18 protein-coding genes, 1 pseudogene and 1 riboswitch are annotated in these 21,353 nt (G+C 73.1%); of the genes and pseudogenes, 9 read left to right on the forward strand and 10 right to left on the reverse strand.

Translation table 11 applies throughout. From position 1 onward, the window contains the following. Window positions 1-363 precede the first annotated feature (363 nt). From IF12_RS26950 to IF12_RS0121955, 8 genes are all read right to left on the reverse strand, one after another. Window positions 364-909: an Rv3654c family TadE-like protein gene (locus IF12_RS26950; protein ID WP_051704754.1), complete on the reverse strand. Its 546-nt coding sequence runs from the start codon at window positions 907-909 to the stop codon at window positions 364-366. After that, the gene (locus IF12_RS0121925; protein ID WP_051704755.1) at window positions 909-1,214 is read right to left on the reverse strand and encodes a TadE family type IV pilus minor pilin; all 306 of its coding nucleotides are present in this window, start codon (window positions 1,212-1,214) and stop codon (window positions 909-911) included. The genes IF12_RS26950 and IF12_RS0121925 overlap by 1 nt, the downstream gene beginning before the upstream one ends. Window positions 1,215-1,651: 437 nt before the next feature. Then, window positions 1,652-1,846: a DUF4244 domain-containing protein gene (locus IF12_RS27325; protein ID WP_051704765.1), complete on the reverse strand. Its 195-nt coding sequence runs from the start codon at window positions 1,844-1,846 to the stop codon at window positions 1,652-1,654. Between the two features lie 554 nt (window positions 1,847-2,400). Further along, a complete protein-coding gene (locus tag IF12_RS0121935) occupies window positions 2,401-3,000 on the reverse strand; it encodes a type II secretion system F family protein (protein ID WP_051704756.1) in 600 nt (199 codons plus the stop codon). Continuing rightward, window positions 3,000-3,674, reverse strand: coding sequence for a type II secretion system F family protein (locus IF12_RS0121940; protein WP_051704757.1), 675 nt, complete (start codon window positions 3,672-3,674; stop codon window positions 3,000-3,002). Before IF12_RS0121940 ends, IF12_RS0121935 begins: the two co-directional genes overlap by 1 nt. A gap of 547 nt (window positions 3,675-4,221) precedes the next feature. After that, a complete protein-coding gene (locus IF12_RS0121945; protein ID WP_035750053.1) occupies window positions 4,222-5,391 on the reverse strand; it encodes a TadA family conjugal transfer-associated ATPase in 1,170 nt (389 codons plus the stop codon). Continuing rightward, a complete protein-coding gene (ssd, locus tag IF12_RS23505) occupies window positions 5,388-6,539 on the reverse strand; it encodes a septum site-determining protein Ssd (RefSeq protein WP_051704758.1) in 1,152 nt (383 codons plus the stop codon). Before ssd ends, IF12_RS0121945 begins: the two co-directional genes overlap by 4 nt. Before the next feature lie 263 nt (window positions 6,540-6,802). After that, window positions 6,803-7,714: an aldose 1-epimerase family protein gene (locus IF12_RS0121955; RefSeq protein WP_030162351.1), complete on the reverse strand. Its 912-nt coding sequence runs from the start codon at window positions 7,712-7,714 to the stop codon at window positions 6,803-6,805. 341 nt (window positions 7,715-8,055) lie between these two features. Here IF12_RS0121955 and IF12_RS0121960 point away from each other — a divergent pair, with 341 nt between their 5' ends. The 3 genes from IF12_RS0121960 (at window position 8,056) to serC (ending at window position 12,536) form a co-directional block, all read left to right on the forward strand. Then, window positions 8,056-9,144, forward strand: coding sequence for a citrate synthase 2 (locus IF12_RS0121960; RefSeq protein WP_030162353.1), 1,089 nt, complete (start codon window positions 8,056-8,058; stop codon window positions 9,142-9,144). A gap of 147 nt (window positions 9,145-9,291) precedes the next feature. Continuing rightward, the gene (locus IF12_RS26830; protein WP_030162355.1) at window positions 9,292-11,319 is read left to right on the forward strand and encodes a PIG-L family deacetylase; all 2,028 of its coding nucleotides are present in this window, start codon (window positions 9,292-9,294) and stop codon (window positions 11,317-11,319) included. Between the two features lie 101 nt (window positions 11,320-11,420). Next, window positions 11,421-12,536: a phosphoserine transaminase gene (gene serC, locus IF12_RS26835; protein ID WP_030162357.1), complete on the forward strand. Its 1,116-nt coding sequence runs from the start codon at window positions 11,421-11,423 to the stop codon at window positions 12,534-12,536. A 62-nt stretch (window positions 12,537-12,598) separates the two neighbouring features. Here the strand turns inward: serC and IF12_RS0121975 are convergent, their stop codons facing one another. After that, window positions 12,599-13,792 carry a sulfotransferase gene (locus IF12_RS0121975; RefSeq protein WP_030162359.1) on the reverse strand — a complete coding sequence of 398 codons (1,194 nt, stop codon included), beginning with the start codon at window positions 13,790-13,792 and terminating at the stop codon, window positions 12,599-12,601. Window positions 13,793-13,872: 80 nt separating this feature from the next. Here IF12_RS0121975 and IF12_RS0121980 point away from each other — a divergent pair, with 80 nt between their 5' ends. The 5 genes and pseudogenes from IF12_RS0121980 to IF12_RS26360 all read left to right on the forward strand — a co-directional run. After that, window positions 13,873-14,778, forward strand: coding sequence for a fructosamine kinase family protein (locus IF12_RS0121980; protein WP_051704766.1), 906 nt, complete (start codon window positions 13,873-13,875; stop codon window positions 14,776-14,778). Window positions 14,779-14,798: 20 nt separating this feature from the next. Further along, window positions 14,799-15,842, forward strand: a complete 1,044-nt coding sequence (moaA, locus tag IF12_RS0121985) for a GTP 3',8-cyclase MoaA (protein WP_030162362.1) — start codon at window positions 14,799-14,801, stop codon at window positions 15,840-15,842. A gap of 2 nt (window positions 15,843-15,844) precedes the next feature. After that, window positions 15,845-16,099 carry a MoaD/ThiS family protein gene (locus tag IF12_RS0121990; RefSeq protein ID WP_231492679.1) on the forward strand — a complete coding sequence of 85 codons (255 nt, stop codon included), beginning with the start codon at window positions 15,845-15,847 and terminating at the stop codon, window positions 16,097-16,099. A 200-nt stretch (window positions 16,100-16,299) separates the two neighbouring features. Beyond that, window positions 16,300-17,463: a UvrD-helicase domain-containing protein gene (locus tag IF12_RS0121995; protein WP_030162367.1), complete on the forward strand. Its 1,164-nt coding sequence runs from the start codon at window positions 16,300-16,302 to the stop codon at window positions 17,461-17,463. A gap of 317 nt (window positions 17,464-17,780) precedes the next feature. After that, window positions 17,781-19,071, forward strand: a pseudogene (locus tag IF12_RS26360) (MinD/ParA family protein); the annotation flags it as partial. Here IF12_RS26360 and IF12_RS0122005 read toward each other — a convergent pair. Beyond that, on the reverse strand, window positions 18,999-19,688 hold the full coding sequence (locus IF12_RS0122005; protein WP_166659544.1) for a TetR/AcrR family transcriptional regulator: 690 nt from the start codon (window positions 19,686-19,688) through the stop codon (window positions 18,999-19,001). The pseudogene IF12_RS26360 and the gene IF12_RS0122005 overlap by 73 nt on opposite strands. A 130-nt stretch (window positions 19,689-19,818) precedes the next feature. Then, window positions 19,819-20,006: riboswitch (cobalamin riboswitch) on the forward strand. An 81-nt stretch (window positions 20,007-20,087) separates the two neighbouring features. Here IF12_RS0122005 and IF12_RS24530 point away from each other — a divergent pair. Beyond that, window positions 20,088-21,344, forward strand: coding sequence for a hypothetical protein (locus IF12_RS24530; protein ID WP_051704761.1), 1,257 nt, complete (start codon window positions 20,088-20,090; stop codon window positions 21,342-21,344). The last annotated feature ends 9 nt before the right edge of the window (window positions 21,345-21,353 follow it).

Raw genomic sequence — 21,353 nt, forward strand, 5'->3', positions numbered from 1 at the left:
CCCCCACCCCGCCCCTCGCCCACCCGCCGCCGACCAGCACACCGATTCCAGGGCTGTCGCGTGTCGTTCTCGGTTCCCGGCGGCCTGGCCTTGGCCGCCGGGAACCGGTGGTTCGTCGTTCGTGTCGTTTCCGATCCGGTTCCCCGGCCGACTCCTCGGCCTCGGCCGGCCGGCCGATTCGGCCCTGCCGGACCGGGCCAGGTATTCGGCCCTGCCGGACCGGGCCGAGTGTTCGACCTTGTCCATGCCCACCCGAGCCGGGCCGGGCTGCATCGGGTCGGGCCGAGTGGAGCCCGGCGATTCGACTTTGGCAGGGCCGGACGTTTGACCTTCACCAAGCTCGCCCAAGCCGAACCGGGTCGGCTACTCGACCTTGACCGGGCCTGCTCGGGACACCGCACGGGCCGGGCCGAACGAAGCCGGGATGCCGCTCGGCTCCGCACTCACGTAGACCGTCACCTCCAGATTCCGTACCTCGCAGTGGTCGAGTTCGACCGCCGCGTCTGCGGCCATCGCCTGCGCCGCCGCGCAGGCCTCCCCGTCGCCGAGGAGCACCTTCGCCGCACCGGCCAGCGCGGCCACGTCCGCGGCGCCCTGCGCCCGGTGCCTGGCCGCGGTGGCCTGTCCGACGGCGGTGAACGCCATCGCCGACACCACCAGTGCCGCCACGATCCCGGTCGCGAGGACCGTCGCCGATCCGCGTTCGCGGTCGTCGCACGGCCGGCCCGGTTTCGGCTCGCCTTGCGGCGGAGCCGGGTTCGGGTTGTCGCGCCACGGATCGGAGTTCGGGCTGCACCGACTTGGGTTCGGGCCGCCCGGCGGCGGGGCCGGGCCCGGTGCGTCTTGCGGCGGACCGGGGGCTGCCTTGTTCCTCGGCTCGCTGGTCGCGGTCGCTCCTTTCTTTCGCATCAGGTCACGCCCGGTTCGAGCGGTGCGGCGGCCGCCGCGGTGATGGACATCGGCGGCGTCAGCGGCCCCAGCGGCCGGACCGGGACGGTGACCACGGCTCTCGCCAGGGTGTCGTCCTGCGAGATCGTGACCGAGGCGCCGTCCGGGAGGTAGGCGGCGGCGACGGCGTGCGGGTCCTCGCTTCTGGCGGCCGCGATCGCGGCGCTGTTGGCGGCGTCGATCGCGCGGACCTTCGTTCCGACGGTCGCGACGGCCCACAGGCCGAGGGCCAGGACCGCCACGACCGCCGGCAGCACCGCCGCCATCTCCGCGGTGGCGAATCCTCGCTGACGGGGGTCGCCGCGGTTCGCGTTGCCGTCGGTAGGCTCCGTGCCGCTCGGGTCGCCTGCGGCGAGCGCGGGGTTCGGACCGTGGTAGTCGTGGCCTCTGGGGCCGTCGCGTCCGGGTGTGCGTCTCAGTCTTCGGTGGCATGCGGGCGCGGGGCGCGGGTGCCTTCCGTGCGGGCGGGGGCGATGGTCCGGTTCGGGGCCGTGGGTCGCTGTCGCTACTTGCGCGGGCGTCGTTGCCGCCAAGGTCTGGTGCGGTTCGCGGCGGTCTTGGTTCGTGCGGCTCGGTCCGTCCAGAACCGTCTCGTTCAGTGCTGTCTCGGTCATGGTTCGCCTGTTCCGGGTTCGTCGGTTCGGGTCTTCGCGGTATCGGTTGCGGCTGTTCCCGAGGCGCCGGATGCCGAGCTCGAGTCCGGTCATGACAGGGCCCTCTCGATGAGCGAGGACAGGGCGCCTTGCACGGTGCCCGAGGTGAGGACCTTCAGCAGCACGCCGGCGAAGGCGACTGCGGCGAGCGTGCCGACCGCGTATTCGGCGGTGCTCATGCCGCTCTCGCCGCGCAGTTTGGCGGTGAACCTGGCTCCCCAGCCGGGTTTGCGGACGCCCTGCATCTTGCCCGGGCTCCATTCGTTCTCCGCGGAACTCCGCGGGTTCGGGTTCTCGGTGGTCGTGCGGTCTTCGGTCAGCGGCGACGGTCCTGCGGTGATCGGCGTTCGGCAGCGGTTCGATCCCGGCGACCATCGGCTGGCGGTCGCTGCGGGCTCGGGAGCCTCGGTCGCCTCGGTCGCCTCGGGGACCTTGACGGTCTCGGACGTCTTGGTCGCCGCATTCGCCGCGGCCGTCTCAGTCGACTCGATGTCGTCGGTGTTCGCTTCGGCCTTGGTGCGACCCGAGGTCGCGGTCTTCGTGACAGCGGCGTCGCGAGTGCGGTGCTGCCCGCCCACGGTCCTCCAGCGGCTCTCGGGCCTGCATGAGGCGGGCCGTCGGTCGGATTCGACGGCGGCCGGCCGGGACAGGTGCCCGGGTTCGCGGCGGTTCGGGAGGGCGATGGTGGTGTCGGTGTTCGTGTGCATTGCGGTTTCCTCTCCTTGTTCATCGGTGGTCACGGCTGTTCTTGGCGGTCGTTGGTCATGGCGGTTGCGGTCCGGTGGTCGCGGTCCGGTCGTCACAGTCCGGTGGTCAGGGTGTCGGCGACGATGCCGAACACGACCGGGCCGATGCCCACGATCACGAAGGCGGGCAGGAAGCACAGGCACAACGGTCCGATCAGGGCCACGGCGGCGCGTCCGGCGCGTTCCTCGGTGCGGGTGCGCAGTTCGGCGCGGAGTGAGGCGGCGAGTTGTTCGAGACCGCCGGCGATGGCGGCGCCCGAGTCGCCGGACCGGTCGAGTTGGCGGGCCAGTCGCGCCGCACCAGGGAGCATCCCGAGTTCGGGCAGGGCCTCGTTCGCGTTGGCCCCCAGGTGGATCGCTCCGGCGAAGCGGCTGAGCCGTTCGCCGATCCGCGAGTCGTCGGCATCGGCGACGGCGAAGGCGACCTGGGGGAACGGGGCTCCGGCTCTCATGCCCGCGGCGAGCAGGTCGAGTGTCCAGGGCCAGGCCGGGGCGAGTCGCTCGGCGGCGAGCCGTTCGGTCCGTTCCGGGTCGGCTCGCAGGAGTCTGGCGACGAGCCACCAGGTGCCGAATCCCGCGATGACGCCGGTCGGGCCGCCGATGGCGACCGCCGCCGCGATGCCCGCGAGCGGGCCGATGAGTCGGCGCGGCATCAGGAGCCTCCTTGGTCGACGGTGTTGATGAGTGCGCCGGTCCATGCGAGCCCGGCCGCTTGCAGTCCCATCGCGAGGACTGCGGCGACCATGCCGGTGGGGCTGGTGAAGAGGAAGGCGACGGCGTCGACGCCGAGCGTCTCGCCGAGGGCGACCCCGGCGACCGGCAGTGCGATGAGGAGGGCGGCGGTGGCGCGGATGGACGCGGTCTGCGCCTGCGCCTTGGCGGAGGCCTGTTCGTCTTCGCGGAGGTGCTCGGCGAGTCGGCGGCACAGTTCGGCCGCTGGGGCGCCGAGTTCGGCGGCGATTTCGAGGGCGGCGCGCAGGCGCCCTGCGGCGGCGTCCGCGTCCTCGGGCCAGTCGGGTTCGGCGGCGGTCAGGGCGTGGGCCGGGTCGGTTCCGGCGGCGAGGTCGGCCGCGAGGAAGGCGACCGTGTCGGCGGCGGCCCGGCGGGATTCGCGGCGGCGTTTGCGGCGCACGGAGCGGTGCCAGGCGATCGTGGCCGCGGCCGTGTAGACCGCTGCGACGACGGCGGCGGTGGCCGCGGCGATCGGGCCGAGGCCGCCGTCGTGTTGGTATCCGGCGAGCCAGGCCGCGATCAGGGCCGCGGTGAGCGCCGCGAGTGCGGCCGCGGTCTTGGGTCGGGCGGCGACCAGTGCGGTTGCGGTGCTCATGCGTCGGTTCCTTCCCGTGCGGGCTCCGGTCGGGAGCAGATCCAGGCCGCGTCGGTCGTTCGTTGTGCCGGTCGCGGGCGCCTCCTGCGGGTGGCGGTGTCGGCGCGTCGGGGCCGGGCGGCGCGGGTTCGTCCCGACCAGCGGCAGCGGTGGTGTTCGGGCAGTGGGGCGGATGCGGTGATGGTGTTCACGCGTGGTGCTCCCTGTGGTTCGGGCCTTGCAGCGTTCGCAGGACAGCGGAGGCCGGCGCCGCGGCGTCTGTGCGTCGGTGGTGCGGCGTCTGTGCGGCTGCGCGGCTGTGCGGCTGTGCGTCTGCGCCTGTGCGGCGGTGGTCGAGTCGGCTCTGGCGGTGGCGGCGGTCGGTACGGCGTCAGGTTCTAGGGCGGGAGGTTCGGGGTCGAGGGCCGGTAGGCGGTTCGGCGGCCCTTGTCAGGTACGGGTGCGGCGTGTCGGGTCGTTGTCGGGATTGCGTCGCGGGGCTTGCCGGTCAGGGCTCGGTCGGGTTCGGGTTCTCGTGGTGCGGCCCGGTGGTTTCGGTTGCGGTGGTTCATGCGTTGCGCTCCCTCAGCAGGCGTTCGAGGATGCCGGCCGCTTGGCCGGGGCCGTTCCGGGTCCAGGCGGTGGCGACGGACAGCCCCGTGGCGTCGGGCCCGGACTCGATCAGGGCGATCTCGGCGACTTGGCGACCGGTGCCGGTGCGCCGCAGGTGGATGACCACGCGGAGGGCCGCCACGAGTTGGGCGTGCAGTCCGGCCCTCGGCAGTCCGAAGGGGAGCGCGAGGGCTTCGAGGCGGGCCGGTGCGTCACCGGCCGCGTTGCAGTGCAGGGTGCCCGCTCCGCCTTCGTGGCCGGTGTTGAGCGCCGCGAGCAGTTCGATCACCTCGGCCCCGCGGCATTCGCCCACGACGATCCGGTCCGGTCGCATCCGCAGCGACTGGCGCACGAGGTCGGCCAGGTCGACCGCGCCGACGCCCTCGATGTTCGCCGGGCGCGACTCGAGCGTCAGCGTGTGCGGGTGGTCGAGGGCGAGTTCGGCCGCGTCCTCGACGATGACGATGCGTTCTTCCGGCGGTGCGCTCGACAGCAGGCTCGCCAGCAGTGTGGTCTTCCCCGTGCCGGTCCCGCCCGTCACCAGGAAGGGGAGGCGTGCTTTGACTATGCGCAGCAGCAGGTCCGCCACGTCTGCGGTGAGCGTGTCGGCCTCGACCAGTTGAGTGAGGGTGAACGCCCGGGACCGGTGGGTGCGGAAGGAGAGGTACGGCCCGGAGGCGGCCACCGGCGGCAGGACGGCGTGGAACCTGGTGCCGTCGGGCAGCCGCACGTCGGCGTACGGGCTGCCGGTGTCGAGGCGCCTTCCGGCGGCAGCCGCGAGGCGGCACGCGAGCGAGCGGATCGTGTCGGCCGGGCCGAGGCGCACCTCGACGGGCCGCAGTCCTTCGCCGCGGTCGACCCAGACGCCGCCGGAGCCGTTGACGACCACGTCGGTGACGGTGGGGTCGTCCAGGAGCGGCTGGAGCGGGCCGGCGCCGATGAGGTCGTCGCTCAGGGCCGCCGACAGGTGCAGCAGCGAGCCCTGGTCCGGTGGGGCCGCGCCGCTCGCGCACAGGGCCCGGACGATGTCGGCGGTGGCGGTCCCGCGGTTTCGGTCGCGGGAGGCGCCGGGGCGGGTCTGGGCCGCGAGCTGGCGGCGGACCTTGTCGAGCAGTTCGAAGTTCATCGCGCGGCGCCTTCCCGGCCGGTGCGGGTGAGGGCGAGTTCGCCGCGCGGCCTGGGGCGTCCGAGTGCGGCGGCCAGGTCGTGGATGCCGCGGCCGAGGCGACCCCTGGGGAAGCGGCCCTGGCGTAGCAGGACCGGGAGCCTGCGGTCGGTGGGGACCGCGCCGCGCACCGGCGGGGCGGGCCGGTCGGCCTCGTTCGGGTCCGGCTCGGCCGCGTCGGTGTCGCCGCGCAGGACCACGCCGAGGTTGGGGTTGTGGAGTCCGTAGGCGGCGGTGACGCTGCGCGCGGCCTCCCACGACCGCGGTCCGGGACCGAGGACGACCGCGATCGAGCGGGCGGCGGCCGCGGCGCGGACCGCCGCGTCGGTGCGGGCCCGGGGCAGGTCGATCACCACGAGGTCGGCGGTGAGGCGCGCGGCCCGCAGCACCTGGTCGAACACCTCGGCGTCCACTTCGGCCGGGTTGCGGGAGTCGGGGCCGATCACGTGGAGCCCGGCCCGCTGCGGCAGGCCCGCGAGCAGCCGTTCGGGTTCGAGCGGGCCGGTGGCGTGGGCGAGGGAGGGCCAGCGCCAGCCCGGTTGCGCGGCGAGTCCGGCGGCGGTGTCGATGCCGCCGCCGGTGTGGTCGAGGTCGATGAGGACGGTCTTGCGGCCCTCGCGGGCGGCGTCGGTGGCCGCGGCGAGGGCGAGTGTGGAGGCGCCGGCGCCGCCGTGGCCGGCGACGGCGGCGATGACCGGTGCCGGTTCGGCGTCGCGGACGGTGCGGGTGAACTGGTCGAGGAGCCAGTCGCGGGCGTCGGGGAGGGCGACGACGCCGGTGGCGCGCATCTGGATCGCCATGGGCCACAGGAGGGAGGTGTCAGCGGTGTCGGCGCCGAGCCAGGCCATGGTGGTGCAGAGGATGAGGTGGTCCCGGGCGGGGAGGTCGCTGGCGATGCATTCGGGTGCGAGGTCGGGGCCGACGAGGACCATGGGCGCCTGCTGCCAGCGGCTTTCGGCGTCGAGGGGGTGGCGGACGCGGTGGAGGGGGTGGCCCGCGGCGGCGGCGAGCGGGGCGATGGTCGCTGCCAGGTGGTCGTCGGCGGTGACGAGGAGGGATTCGGCTGCCGGTGCGGCGGTGGTCGTGGCGGGTGCGAGTGTCGCGGCCATGAATACTCCTACGTTCTGTGATGTTCACGTGCCTTGGAGTAACCATGACCGGTTGCGGCGAGGGTTGACAAGAAAAACTTTTGAGCCTGTGGATAACTGCCGTCGATGCGGGCTTCCCGGACCGATCAGGGGTCCGGAAGCGACGGTCGCCTGTGGATAACTCGGCGTGTCGTGGGTTCGGTTCGCGTTTCGGTGCGGTGACATGAGGGCGCAACGCGAGAGGGACCGCCCTTTCGGGGCGGTCCCTCTCGTCGCGTCCGGTGCTATTCGGGGCGGATGCCCCACACGCCGAACCAGGCCTCGCTGGGCGAGAGCTCGATGAGGTCCTCGCCGCTGGCGAACGCGTTCGGCGGGCAGGTGGTCGGTTCGATCGCGACCGCGGCGCGCTTGCGGTCGCCGTCGAGGCCGTCGGAGGTGTAGATGTGCACCCATCCGAAGGACTCGTCCATCCACACGGTCACCGCCTGACCGGAGACGGGGTCGGCGAGCCGCACTTCGGCCGTCCCGTTGGCGCCGCGCTTGAGGTCGCCGTAGCAGTCGTCGATGACCATGTCCTTGAGGACGGTGGGGTCGTCGAAGTCGGCCGCGCCGGAGCCGACGGGGATGCTCTGCTTGTCGAGCTTGAGCTTCTTCGACGCCGGGACGTGCAAGGTCGCCTCGTCGATCCGCTCCAGCGACCCGGGCAGGAGATAGGAGTGAGTGCCCATGCCGAACGGGGCGGTCTTCGTGCCGGGGTTGGAGACGGTGTGGGCGGCGCGCAGGCCGCCCGGCCCGACCGACCAGCGGGTGCGCAGTTGGAGCGTCCAGGGGTAGCCCAGGCGCGCGGGCAGGCGGCATTCGAGGGTGACGGAGGTGTCGGTCGCTTCGACGGCGGTCCACTCGGCCCAGGCCACGAACCCGTGGAGGGCGGTGTTCGTCTCGATCTCGTTGACCGGGAGCTGGTAGTCGGTGCCGCCGAACGAGTACTTGCCGTCACGGATCCGGTTGGGCCAGGGGGCCAGCACGTGGCCGGCCCAGCCGGGGGCGAGTTCCTCGTCGCCGTAGGTCATGACGACGGGGCGGCCGCGGTAGGAGTACGAGCGCACGCCGCCGCCGACAGCGACGATGGTGGCCTCGTGGTCGTTGTAGGCGATCACCCATTGCTCGCCGGACAGCGCCATAGGGGGTACCTCCATGTCGTTATCGATGGGCCGGATGTGCTTTGACGTTAGCTCATGTCGGATGACCTGCGGCACGCGTGTCGATGTGGGCGAGATCGCAGGAAACCGTTGAACCCAACAAGGTTCCTTATCGAAACCCTCCCATCAAAACCGTCACAATCGGACAAACAACCACGCTCACGGTGCTTGTCTCATATTTTGCGCGCCGTCCGCACCGCCGTCGAGGATCACCCCCGCGCCGTGGGCACTTCCGTCGGGGACCGGCTTGAGGCACCATTTCCAGATAACTACGAACCGTCGCCTCCCGGAAGCCCCCGGTCGGCAACCACAGGGACAACACACTCAGGAGAACAACGATGTCTGAGTTCAAGCCCGGCCTCGAAGGCGTCATCGCCTTCGAGACCGAGATCGCCGAGCCCGACAAAGAGGGTGGATCGCTCCGCTACCGCGGCGTCGATATCCAGGACCTGGTCGGGCAGAGCACCTACGGCGACGTATGGGGCCTCCTCGTCGACGGCAGGTTCGGCAGCGGCCTGCCCGCCGCCGAGCCCGTGCCCGTGCCCGTCTCCTCCGGCGACACCCGCGTCGACGCCCAGGCCGCGGTCGCCATGCTCGCCCCCTACTGGGGCCTGAAGCCGCTGCTGGACATCGACGACGAGACCGCCCGGGACGATCTCGCCCGCGTCTCGGTCACCACGCTGTCGTTCATCGCCCAGTCCGCCCGCGGGTCCGGTCGCCCGGCCGTCCCCCAGTCGGAGATCGACAAGGCCGGCACCATCACCGAGCGCTTCATGCGCCGCTGGCGGGGCGAGCCCGACCCCGCCCACGTCAAGGCCGTCGACACCTACCTCATGTCGGCCGCCGAGCACGGCATGAACGCCTCCACCTTCACCTCCCGCGTCGTCGCCTCCACCGGCGCCGACGCCGCCGCCGCCATCTCCTCGGGCATCGGCGCCCTCTCCGGCCCGCTCCACGGCGGCGCCCCCTCCCGCGTGCTCCACATGATCGAGGGCGTCGAGAAGTCCGGCGACGCCGAGGGCTACGTCAAGAACCTCCTCGACTCCGGCGAGCGCCTCATGGGCTTCGGCCACCGCGTCTACCGCGCCGAGGACCCCCGCTCGCGCGTGCTCCGCGCCGCCGCCAAGGCCCTGGGCGCCCCCCGCTACGAGGTCGCCGAGGCCCTGGAGACGGCCGCGCTCGCCGAGCTCAAGGCCCGCAAGCCCGACCGCGTGCTCGCCACGAACGTCGAGTTCTGGTCCGCGGTGCTCCTCGACTTCGCCGAGGTCCCCGCCGACCTGTTCACCCCGATCTTCACCTGCGCCCGCGTGGCCGGGTGGAGCGCCCACATCCTCGAGCAGAAGAAGCTCGGCCGGATCGTGCGCCCGTCGGCGACCTACGTGGGCCCGGCCCCGCGCGGGCTCGACGAGGTCGAGGGCTGGCAGTAACACCGCAACGCACCGAGCGGCCCGCCTCCCACCAGGGACGCGGGCCGTTTCGCACCCCCCGCACCGCACGCGAGCGAACCTCGCAGGTTCACACTTTCGGGTTAGTATCGAGCCGGACACCCCTAGGCCCGAACGAAACGCTCCCCCATGCCCGCCCCCCGGCCTCCCCTGCGCCGCCGCGACCTGTTGGTCGGCGGCCTCGCCGCGCTGGCCGTGACCGCCGCCGCGGCCGAGAGCGCCTGGTCGGTGCGCCGGGCCGCCGGGGCCGCGCCCTTCCCGGGGCCGAGCGGGGACGGCCCGGTCCACATGCAGATCGCCGCCCACCCCGACGACTGCCTCTACTTCATCAACCCGCGCATCGCCCGCGTCCTCGACGAGGGCGCAGGGATCTGCACTGTCGTGCTCACCGCCGGGGAGGCCGACGGGCGCAACACCTGGAACCGGGCCGCCCCGGCCGACTACAACGGGTACGCCGCCGCCCGCGAGCACGGCCTGCGCCGCGCCTACGCCCACATGGCCCTCGGCGACCCCGACGCGGTCTGGGACCGCTACCCCGCCCGGCTCGACTCCGGCCAGGACGTCGAGCTGTGCGTCCTGCGCGACCGGCCCGAGATCCACCTCGTGTTCTGCTGCCTGTGGACGAACCTCGGGCGCCTCACCGGCGGCTTCACCCGCCTGCTGGCCCTGTGGGAGGGCCGCCTGGGCGCCTCGGTGGTCCTGCCGCCGGCCGACTCGCCGCTGCGCGACGAGGCCGCCGTGGACCGCGCCACCGTCCAGGCCACGCTCCTCGAACTGCTCGACCGCTACCGGCCCGTCGCCGTCAACACCCTCGACCCCGACCCCGACCCGGTCGTGGGCGACAAGCTCGGCGCCGAGCAGTCCGGCTACTCCGACCACATCGACCACACCGCCGCCGCGCTCTTCGCGTGGGAGGCCGCGGCCGCCTGGGGGCGGGCCGCGGCCATCGAGTCGTGGCGCGGCTACTACAACCGCCGCTGGCCCGGCAACCTCGGCCGCGCCGACCTCGACACCAAGGGCGACGCCATCGACGTCTACGCCTGGACCGACGGCGCGGGCTGCGACCACCCCGCCGGCTGCGGCGACCGCCTCATCTCCGGCCCCGGCGCCGGCACCACCTACGGGCACGCCAGCCACGCCCGCTACAGCACGGCGCTCGCCCTCGCCGCCGCCGACGGGCACCTGGTCCCGGCGGCCGTGCGCGGCACCCGCCTCCAGACCCTCGGCGACACCGGCTGGAGCGACCTCGGCGGGCCCGACACGCTCCCGCACCTCGCCGCCGCCGGCTCCAGCCTGTTCGCGGTCAGCGCCGCGCACACCCACGACCCGGCCGCCCACGTGCGCGACGTCCACAGCGTCGACCTCGACACCGGCCTGTGGCAGTCCCTGGGCAACCCCGGCGGGCACGGCGCGCCCGCCCGCGCCATCGGGCAGGTCACCGCCACCGACGACGGGTCCACCGCCCTCGTCTGCGTCCGCCACCCCGACGGCGGCCTGGCCGTGCGCACCCGGCCCGAAGGCGGCGAATGGCGCCCCTGGGAGCGCCTGACCGGACCGTACGTCCACGAAGCGCCCGCCGCCCTCGCCGCGAACGGCGCCTTCACCATCGTGGCCGCCACCCCCGACAACGTCGCCGCCTGGGAAGGCGCGGGCGCCGACTGGTCCCACCGCGACCTCGACCTGCCCGGCCGCAGCGGCCAGACCCACCTGCCGGCCGGGGCCGTCACCGCCGCCGCGACCCCCGACGGGCACCTGGTCATCGCCTCCCGCGCCGCCGAAAGCGGCGACGTGGTCCTCCACTACGGCTCCGGCACCACCTGGAAGGGCGCGCTCGTGCCGCTCGAAGGCGGCCTGTTCGCCCCCGCGATCGCCGTCGGCCCGGACGGCGCGCTCGCCGTCGCCTGCGACGACGGCACCGGCGCCCCCGCCGTCCTCGTCCTCGACCTCGCCGACCTCGACGCGCCCGAGGCCGGGACCTGCGCGCTCCTCTCGCTGCCGTGGTCGCGCGGCGACCTCACCGCGATCAAGCGCCCGGCGGTCGCCTTCGGCGCCGACGGGGCCCTGCGGCTGTGGGCGGTCGCGGCGAGCGGCGAGGTGTGGACGGCCTGGGCCGGACCGGGCGAGGCGCCCCCGACCGGGTGGACGCCCGCGGCCTGAACGGCCCGCGTCCCAGTTGGCGGCGGGCACCGGCCCGCGCGACGCCGCGGTGCGACGGCGGGTTTACAGTGAGCCGAGCATTGACGAGAACGGAGCCTGCCGTGACCGACCAGATCACCATCCCCGCAGCGTTGCTGCCCGCCGACGGGCGCTTCGGCGCCGGCCCGTCCAAGGTGCCGACCGAGGCGATCAGTGCACTGTCCGGTCTGGGCCGGTCCGTCATGGGCACCTCCCACCGCCAGAAGGCCGTCAAGTCCCAGGTCGGGCGCCTCCGCGCCGGCCTGGCCGACCTGTTCTCCCTGCCCGAGGGCTACGAGGTGGTCCTCGGCGTCGGCGGCGCGACCGCGTTCTGGGAGGTCGCGGTGTTCGGCCTCGTCGACGACCGCGCCCAGGCCGCCGCGTTCGGCGAGTTCGGCGCGAAGTTCGCCAAGGCCGTCAAGATCGCCCCCCACCTGGGCGAGCCCACGATCGTGACCGGCGAGCCCGGCTCGGCCGCCCACCTGTCCTACGAGGACGGCGTGGACATGTACGCCACCCCGCACAACGAGACCTCCACCGGCGTGGCCGTCGAGGTCAAGCGGGTCGCCCACGACGGGGCGCTCATGCTCCACGACGCGACCTCCGCCGCCGCCGGCCTCGCGGTGGACCTGCGCGAGTCCGACGCCTACTACTTCGCGCCGCAGAAGGGCCTGGCCTCCGACGGCGGCCTGTGGATCGCGATCCTCAGCCCCGCCGCGATCGAGCGCTCGATGCGCATCGCCGCCTCCGGCCGCTACATCCCGGCGTTCCTCGACCTCAAGACCGCGATCGACAACTCCCGCAAGGACCAGACGTACAACACCCCCGCCGTCGCCACCGTGGTCCTCGCCGCCGAGCAGGTCGACGCGCTCAACGCCGCCGGCGGCCTCGACGCCGCCGCCAAGCGCTGCGCCGAATCGGCCGGGACCCTGTACTCGTGGGCCGAGGCCCGCGACTTCGCCGCGCCGTTCGTCACCGACCCGGCGCTGCGCTCGAACGTGGTGGCCACCATCGACTTCGAGGGCGTCGACGCCTCCGAGATCGCCAAGGTGCTGCGCGCCAACGGCGTCGTCGACACCGAGCCGTACCGCAAGCTCGGGCGCAACCAGCTGCGCGTGGCGACCTACCCGGCCGTCGACCCCGCCGACACCGCCAAGCTGACCGAGGCGATCGACTACGTGGTCGGCGAACTCTCCTAGACCGCCGCGAGGGGCCGGGTCCTTGTGGATCCGGCCCCTCGTCGTCTCCGCGGCGCGCCCGATCAGAAGCCGAGGCGCCCGTAGTCGCCGAAGGCCTTCTCGACGTCGTCGAGGTCGATGCCGTAGCGCGACAGGTGGTACTCGTGGTTGCGGCGCATGTCCGGCCGGGCCAGGACCCGCTCGAGGTTCGACTCCTCCTTGAGCGTCCAGGGCATGTCGAGCCGCGCGAACAGCTTCGGCAGGTAGCCGTACGGGTCGGCCGTCAACGAGTGGTAGGGCACGTCGATGATCCGCTCGCGCGAGACCGTCGACCGCACCTGCCGCGCGTGGCCCACGCCCCGCGAGAGGATCTCCAGCCACTCCGGGCCGATCGCGGCCGGATCGTACGAGCGGTGGTGCAGGGCCCGACCGGTCTCGACCAGGGAGCACCACGAGCCCATCACCGTGGACGGGTCACGGTGCATCCACACGATCGTCGCGTCGCCGAACACGTCGAGCAGCACGTCCAGGTTGAACAGGTGGAACGGACACTTGAGGACCCAGCGCTTCCGGGGCCGGTTCCACTGGAGCACCTGGAGAACCCGCTTGAGGTGGCGGTAGTCGTCGGTGTAGTCCCGCTCGTCGATGAACCGCCGGTACCCCGGCATGGCCGCGCGCGTGTAGAACCCGTAGCCGTGCGGCAGCGCGAAGATGCACTCCTCGGGCTGGACCGCGTTCATCGGGTGGATGAGGTCCCACACCGGCGAGGCCCTGCTCGCCAGCGTCGCCATCGTCTGGGCGTCCTTGACGAGCCGCTCGCGCAGCTTCGCGTCGATGTCGCCGCGGTGGGTGTTCATCAGCTCCCACATCAGCGGCGCCCGGTTGCCCTCGGGCTCGATGAGGACCTTGTGCGCGAGCGTCGTCGCCGTCCGCGGCAGCCCGACCACGACCACCGGCCGGTCCACCGGCTCCTCGGCGATCTCCGGGTGCTCCCCGATGAGCCGCTCGACGCGCAGGTGGTTGGTCATACGCCGCGTCAGGTCGTCCACATAGCCCTGCCAGCCGACCATCGTGAGCGTCTCCTGCTTGGCGACCTCGCGCAGCAGCAGCCGGTAGGAGTCGATGAACTCCGGCGCGAGCGCCGCCTCGGCCTCGGCCCGCTCCTCGGCGCGGCGCACCATCCGGTCGAAGACCTGGTCGACGCGGCGGCGCTGCGAGGCCGCGCGCGGAGCACTGAGGGCGTTGACGGCGGTGAGCCAGCGAGCGGTGCGGCGCATGGGGTCCTCCTGACCGGGGGTGCGAACAGGAGGATTTTTCCATGCCGGGCCGGATGTTCGCGTTCGGCTACATTAAGGCGGTGGAACAAGCCCCCGACCGCGACCGGCTGCACCTTCTGCCCGAACTCATCGAGCACCAGCGCGTGCGCACCACCCCGGTCAAGGCGAGCGACTTCGCGATGACCGCAGACGCCCCGACCGGCTCGGCCACGGCCCAGCGCCTGACCTTTGACGACGGCACCAGCCTGTTCGCCAAGATCGCCGAGGGCGGCCCCTCGGACTACCTCGCGGCCGAGGCCGCGGGCCTGCGCTGGCTGCGCGAGGGCTCGGCGGCGGTGGTCGAGCCGCTGTACGCCGACGACCGGCTCCTGGTCGAGCCGTGGATCGAACCGGCCGAGCCGACCCGCGAACACGCCGAGGAGTTGGGCCGCCAGATCGCGGCGATGCACGCGGCCGGGGCCGAGCGCTTCGGCGCCCCGTGGACCGGCTACATCGGCGAGACCTTCATGGACAACGGGCCCGCGGGCCCGACCTGGGCCGAATGGTTCGCGGCCAAGCGCATCGAGCCGTACCTGCGGCCCTCCCGCGACAACGGGGCCCTGGACGCGGCCGACGTCGCCGCCGTCGAAGCCCTCGCCGCGCGCCTGCCCCGCCTCTCCGGACCCGAGGAGCCGCCCGCCCGGACCCACGGCGACCTGTGGTGGGGCAACGTCCACTGGGGCGGTGCCCGCGCCTGGATGATCGACCCGGCCGCCCACGGCGGCCACCGCGAGACCGACCTGGCGAACCTGCGCCTGTGGGGCGGCGTCCCGTGGCTGGCGGCGATCCTCGCCGGGTACACCGAGGCGAGCCCCCTCGCCGAAGGCTGGGAGGAGCGCGTCGGACTGCACCAGCTGTTCCCGCTGCTGGTCCACACCACGCTCTTCGGACGCGCCTTCCGCGCTCAATTGATGGGAATCGTGTCTCACTTTACGGAAGTGTCGTGAGGGCGAACTACGCTCGAACCATGCCAGCACCGACCCAGGCCCAAGGGACCGCGCCTCGCCCGGGCGCGGCGGGCGGCGGCCTGACCGACCGCCACGGCCGCACCGCGACCGACCTGCGCGTCTCCCTCACCGACCGGTGCAACCTGCGCTGCACGTACTGCATGCCCGAGGCCGGGCTCCCATGGCTGCCCAAACCGACCCTGCTCACCGACGACGAGGTGAACCGCCTGGTCGCCGTCGCCGTGCGCGACCTCGGCGTGCGCGAAGTGCGCTTCACCGGCGGCGAGCCGCTGCTGCGCCCGGGCCTGGTCGACATCGTCGAAGCCGCCGCCGCCCTCGACCCGCGCCCCGAGATCTCCCTGACCACCAACGCGATCGGCCTCGAACGCCTCGCCGAGCCACTGCGCGCCGCCGGGCTCGACCGCGTCAACGTCTCCCTCGACACCCTCGACCCCGCCACCTTCAAAGACCTCGCCAAACGCGACCGCCTCGCCGCGACCCTGCGCGGCATCGAGGGCGCCGCGGCCGCCGGACTCGCGCCGGTCAAGATCAACACCGTGCTCATGCGCGGCGTCAACGACCGCGAGGCCCCCGACCTGCTGCGCTTCGCGCTCGCCCACGACTACCAGCTGCGGTTCATCGAGCAGATGCCCCTCGACGCCGCCGGAGTGTGGCGCCGCGACGAGATGGTCACCGCCGCCGAGATCCTCGCGGCCCTCAAGGCCGAGTTCGACCTCACCCCCGACCCCGAGCACCGCGGCTCCGCCCCGGCCGAGACCTGGCTGGTCGACGGCGGCCCCGCGAAGGTGGGCGTGATCGGCTCGGTCACCCGCCCGTTCTGCGGCGACTGCGACCGCACCCGCCTCACCGCCGACGGACAGGTCCGCAACTGCCTGTTCGCGCGCGGCGAGACCGACCTGCGCGGCCTCGCCCGCTCGGGCGCGGGCGACGCCGAGATCGCCGGGCGCTGGCGCGAGGCGATGCGCGGCAAGCTCCCCGGGCACGGCATCGACGACCCGTCGTTCCTGCAACCGGCCCGGCCCATGTCGGCGATCGGAGGCTAGCGGTGGCGACGGTGCCGATGGTGACCGTGCGGTACTTCGCGGGCGCGAAGGCGGCCGCGGGGCTCGGCGAGGAGCAGGTGGAAGCGGCCGACGTGGCCGAGCTCAGACTGGTGCTGGGCCGACGGCACGGACCGGCGCTCGACAAGGTCCTGTCGGTGGCGACGCTGCTGGTGGACGGCCTCGCGGCGAAGGACCCGGCAACCGCGCTCCGGGCCGGGACGACCGTGGAGGTCCTCCCGCCGTTCGCGGGAGGCTGACGGCGTACATCGTACAGAGCACAGCATTCAATGTACGATGTACGGTGTTGAATCCTGTAGGATCTCTCGCCTCGCGTTCCGGGCGGCGAGCGATCCTTCCGGGATCCGGCAAGGGCTCTCGGGGAGGCGCTTAGGCGCAGGCGCGGGTGATCTGCGAGGATGCATGGGTGCGCCGTCCTGATGAACGAAAGCAACCGCAGGTGGCGTCCCCGCTGTTCGAACTCTCCGCCGACATGCGGACCACCGCCGAGCGGCGCCGCCGTTCGCACCGGTCCCATTCCAGGTACGTCCGCGAGGCGGTGCCGATGCCCGAACCGGCGCTGACGACGCAGACCCCGGACCCGTGGCTGGAGTCCGCTCCGCTGCTGACCGGCATGGACGAGGTCGGCGCGGGCCTGCTCGACTCGCTGGACGCGATGCAGCGCGTCGCCGCCTCCGCGGGGAGGGGCCCGCTGCTCATCAACGCCTCCCCGGGGACCGGCAAGACCCATCTGCTCATCCGCCGCGTCGCCTACCTCGTGCAGGAGCTGGGCGTCCCGGCCGGGCAGTGCCTGGTCCTGGCCGCGTCGAAGCCGGGCGTCGCGCGCATCCGCCGCGAGCTCGGCACGCTCCTGGGCCGCGAGGCCGCCGCGATCACCGTCGGCGAGTTCGACGACTTCGCCGCCGCGAGCCCGCCCGAGCTGGGCCATGTCTTCATCGACGACCTGCCGCGCATGCCGATGCGCCTGTTCCGGCAGGTCACCGAGCACCGCGGCCCCGAGGCCGACATCACCGCCACCGGCGACCCCGACTCGGCCCTGTGCGCGGGCGAGCCGGCCGCGTTCGCGGCGTTCGGCGAGCGGTTCCCGCAGGCGCACGTGATGCGCCTGTCGCGCAACCACCGCAGCCCCGCGGCCGTCCTGGTCGCCGCCTCGCAGGTGATCGAGCCGATCAGCCGCGTCCCGGGGCGCCTGGTCCAGCCCGAGCGCCCGGCGCTCGAAGGCTCGGGGATCGGCCGCTGCTTCGCGGTGGACGCCGACGACGAGAAGCACTTCGTGGAGACTCTGACCGACCGGCTCGCCGAGCTGGGGGTCGCGCCCGAGGAGCTGGCGGTGATCGGGCCGGACGGCATGTCGGTCGCCGAGGCGGCCGACGGCGAGTTCCGCGTCGTATGCCTCACCGGCGTGACCGCCGAGGACTGGCCGAACACCGCCGCGGCGCGGCGCGAGCTGTACGTGGCGCTCGGGCGCACCAGGGACCTCGTCTACGTCAGCCACACCGGTACCGGATCCCCGCTGCTGGCCGATGTGGATCAGGGATTGTTCAGTCCATTCGGGATGGTCCCTCAGGTTCGTTCGGGCCCCGAGCAGCCGCGACTGCTGTAGTACTGCCGCGTCGGGCCACGCGGAGTTCCCACGCGGCCATGCGCGAATGGGACACAATAGTCGGGTAACCGCCGTCTCACGCTGGGAGTCCCGATGGAGCACACCGAAGAGGACACCGTGCCTCTGCGCCGGCCGGATGCTCCAGCCTGGTCACCGTTCGCGCCGCCGAGGGCGGACCCGGACCATGTGCCGCCCAGTGCGAACGGGGAGCATGGTGCGGACCGGCAGCAGCGTGCGCCGAGCGAGAACGGGGAGCACGGCGCGGACCAAGGACACGTCGCGAATCAAGATCATGGTGCCGAGCCGGGTGCGGACCACCGGCCCAGCGCCCCGCCGGAGGTCTACGAGCAGCCCAGTGCCCCGCCCGAGGTGAACCGGCAGTACAGCGCGTCTTCGGAGGCGCAGGCGGTGAACCCGGCGGTCCGCAATCCCCGCAGCGGCGACCACGTTCCCAGCGAGCCGCCGCCTCCCGCGATGCCGAGCGCCCCCGAAGCCCGCGCCGAGCCCCCGGCCGCGTCACCGTACGAAGGACAGCTCGAAGGCCCCGCCGCGCCGTTCGCACCCGTCACGCCGCCCGGCGAGGCCTGGCCCGACCCGAACGCGATCCAGCCGTCCCGGCTGCCCGTGCCGGTGCGGCTGCCGGTGTTCCCCGACCAGGCCGGGGCGCTCGAACGCGTCGGCGTCACCGCCGACGACTTCGCCTCCCGCCGGGTCGTCCCCCCGCGCCCGCCGGTCGCCGAGACCGGCCTGCGCGGCGCGCTCCACCGCCTGAGCTTCGGCCTGCTCGCGCTGCCTCCCGGCCCCCGGGAGCAGGCCCGCCAGCGCGCGGTCGAGACGGTGCGCCGCAATTTCGGCGGGCTGCGCCAGATCACCGTGGTGAACCCGAAGGGCGGGGCGGGGAAGACCGTCGCGGTCCTCATGCTCGCGATGACCTTCGGGCGCCACCGGGGCGGCTATGTGCTCGCGTGGGACAACAACGAGACGCAGGGGACGCTCGGGATGCGGGCCCAGCAGGACTTCCATGTGCGCACGGTCCGCGATCTGCTGCGCGATCTCGACCATTTCCGGGGGCCGACCGGGCGTATCGGGGACTTGTCGCAGTACGTGCGGGCGCAGGGCGGGGCGATGTTCGACGTGCTGGCCTCGGACGAGTCGGCGACGGCCGGGGAGATGCTCACGTCGCAGGCGTTCGGGGATCTGCGCGAGGCGGTCTCGCGCTTCTACAAGCTGATCGTGGTCGACACCGGGAACAATGTGCGGGCGGCGAACTGGCAGGCGGCGATCGACGCGACCGATCAGCTGGTGGTGACGATGTCGGCCCGCAACGATTCGGCGGAGACGGCCGCGCGGATGCTCGACCACTTGGAGCAGACCGGCAGGCGGGACCTGGTGCGCGGCGCGGTGTCGGTGGTGTCGATGCCGGCCCATCGCAAGGACGTGGACCTGCCTGCGGTGCAGCGGCATTTCGCGGCCCGCACGAGGGCGGTGCTGCTGGCGCCGTACGAGAAGCTGCTCGACTCCGGTGAGCCGATCCGCTACGACTCGTTGAGCAAGGCCTCATCGGGGGCGTGGCTGCGGATCTCCTCGGCGGTCGCCGAGGGGCTGTGAGCGGCCAGGAGGTCGACGAGGCCGGCCGCGGCGTCGCTGAGGCGGCCCTCTTCCTCGTCGGCGTGGCCGATGACGAGCGCGCCTTGGATGAACACGAGCGCGGTCCGGGCGAGGCGGTCGGGGTCGGCCTCGGCGTCCATCGTTCCGGTCTCGACCGCCCGTGCCAGGATCGCGGCGAGATCGCGTTCGAGTTCGGTCCAGGCCTCCTGGACGCGGCGCATGGTCGCGGGGTCGTCGGCGAGTTCGACGGCGGCGCGGACGATGAACCCGCCGGACTTCGACTGCCTCGCCACGACGTCGAGGAGGTCCCCGATGACGCGTGGTGCGTCGAGGGGTTCGGCCGCGACGCCGTCGCCGCTGGGGCCGGCGGGGACGCCGGCGTCGAGGGCGCGGCGGGCGATCGCTCGCAGTTCGGGTTCGGTGTCCTCCCTATATCGGCCCAGGGCGGTGATGTAAAGCTGGTGCTTGGAGCCGAATGCGGCGTAGAGTCCGGCACGGTTCATGCCGGTCGCCGCGACGAGGTCCGACATGGAGGTAGCGGCGAATCCGCGCTCCAAGAAGACCAGGGTCGCAGCGCGCAGGACTCTGTCCAGATCGGCGTTCTTATTTCTGCTCACGTTGTGCACCGTATCGACACCCGGTGCTACGGGTCAATAACCGGAAGGCGGGAGTTCACTCGCGAGACGCGAGTGAACGGTCGCACTGGGAGTGCGGTCGCCTTGACACCCAGCGACGCCACCCGCGAGAATGAGGCCAAACTGAACAGGCGCAAGGCGGGGGAAGTCCGGTGAAAGGCCGGCGCTGACCCGCAACGGTAGTCGCGGTTCGTCGTTCGCAGCGTTCGCAACATCGCTCCGAACCACCTCCGAGCACCCTTCGATGAGCTCGGTCCACCCGCGTGAGCCCGAATGCCCGCCTGCGCCGAACCGATTTGTCAACGCCTGTCGTGGTCTACAGGCGCTTGCGGCGCCGCCGCCTGCCCGAAGACCCCACTCGCTCTAGGAAAGGTCAGGCAATTGCGCCACCTGTCCGGTCGACTGCTGGCCGCCGCCGCGGTCGTGCCCATCGCCGTTCTCGCCTCCGCCGCACCGGCCCAGGCCCAATCCCAGCCGTTCGACGCGCCCGCCGAGGCGGCCGCGTCCTGGCTCGCCGCCCAGTCCGACGGCACCTCGTGGTCCGAGGGCGACGTGTCCTCGTCGCTGGACGCGGTCATCGCTCTCCAGGCCGCCGGTGTCGGCGGCGACCAGATCCAGGCGACGCTCGAATGGCTCAACGACACCGACACCCTCACTCCGTACGTGTTCGCCGCGGCCGAGGGCGATGACGAGGCCGCGCTGAACGCGGGCCCGACCGGGAAGGTGATGTACGCGGTCGCGACCGCCGGGGGCGACCCGACGAACTTCGCGGGGATCAGGCTCGCCGACGAACTCGCCGCGGCGCAGGCCGAGAACGGCACCTACGGCGACGGGACGGCCCTGTCCACGGCGTGGGCGGTCCTCGGGCTCTCGCGCACCGACGCCCCGGCGGGCGAGGAGGCCGCGGCCGGTCTCGCGGCGGTCCAGTGCGAGGACGGCGGGTTCAGCTGGGGCAGCGTGGACGGCGTCGCCGACTGCTTCTCCGACCCCGACTCCACGGGCCTGGTGGTCGCGGCGCTCGCCGCTCTGGAGGGCGAGGCCGCGGCCGAGCCCCTCGATGCGGCCGTGAGCTGGCTGGAGTCGGCGCAGGCCGAGGACGGCGGGTTCGACGGCGGGTTCGGCGAGAACGCGAACTCGACGGCGATGGCCGCGCAGGCGCTGCTGGCGGTGGACCGGGACGAGGCCGCCGCGAGCGCGGTGGCGTTCCTCATCGAGCTCCAGTTCGACTGCGACGGCGACGCGCCCGGCGCGGTCCGGTACTCCGAGCCGGAGGACCCCGAGTACGGCGAGGCCTCGCGCCTGCTGGCGACCGCGCAGGCGATCGTGCCGCTCGCGGGCCAGAACCTGGCCGACCTCGACGCCGCGAACGTGGCGGCGGAGCTGCCGGCCGGCGCCTGCGAGAGCGCGGGCGACGGTGAAGGCGACCGCGACGGCGAGGAGGCGGGCGCCGCGCAGGACGAGGAGAGCTCGAACTCGTGGCTGCCCTGGGTCGTCGGCGCGGCCGTGGTCGTGCTGGCCGCGCTGATCGTCGGCTTCGCGCTGAAGGCCCGCAACTCCGGCGGGGCCGCACCCGCCGGGAACGGCGAGTCCGACGGCACTTCCAATGACGGCGCCACCGACGACGGTGCCGACAAGTAAGTTCGAGGC

Source organism: Glycomyces sp. NRRL B-16210 (assembly GCF_000719515.1).
Classification (GTDB): Bacteria; Actinomycetota; Actinomycetes; order Mycobacteriales; family Micromonosporaceae; genus Glycomyces.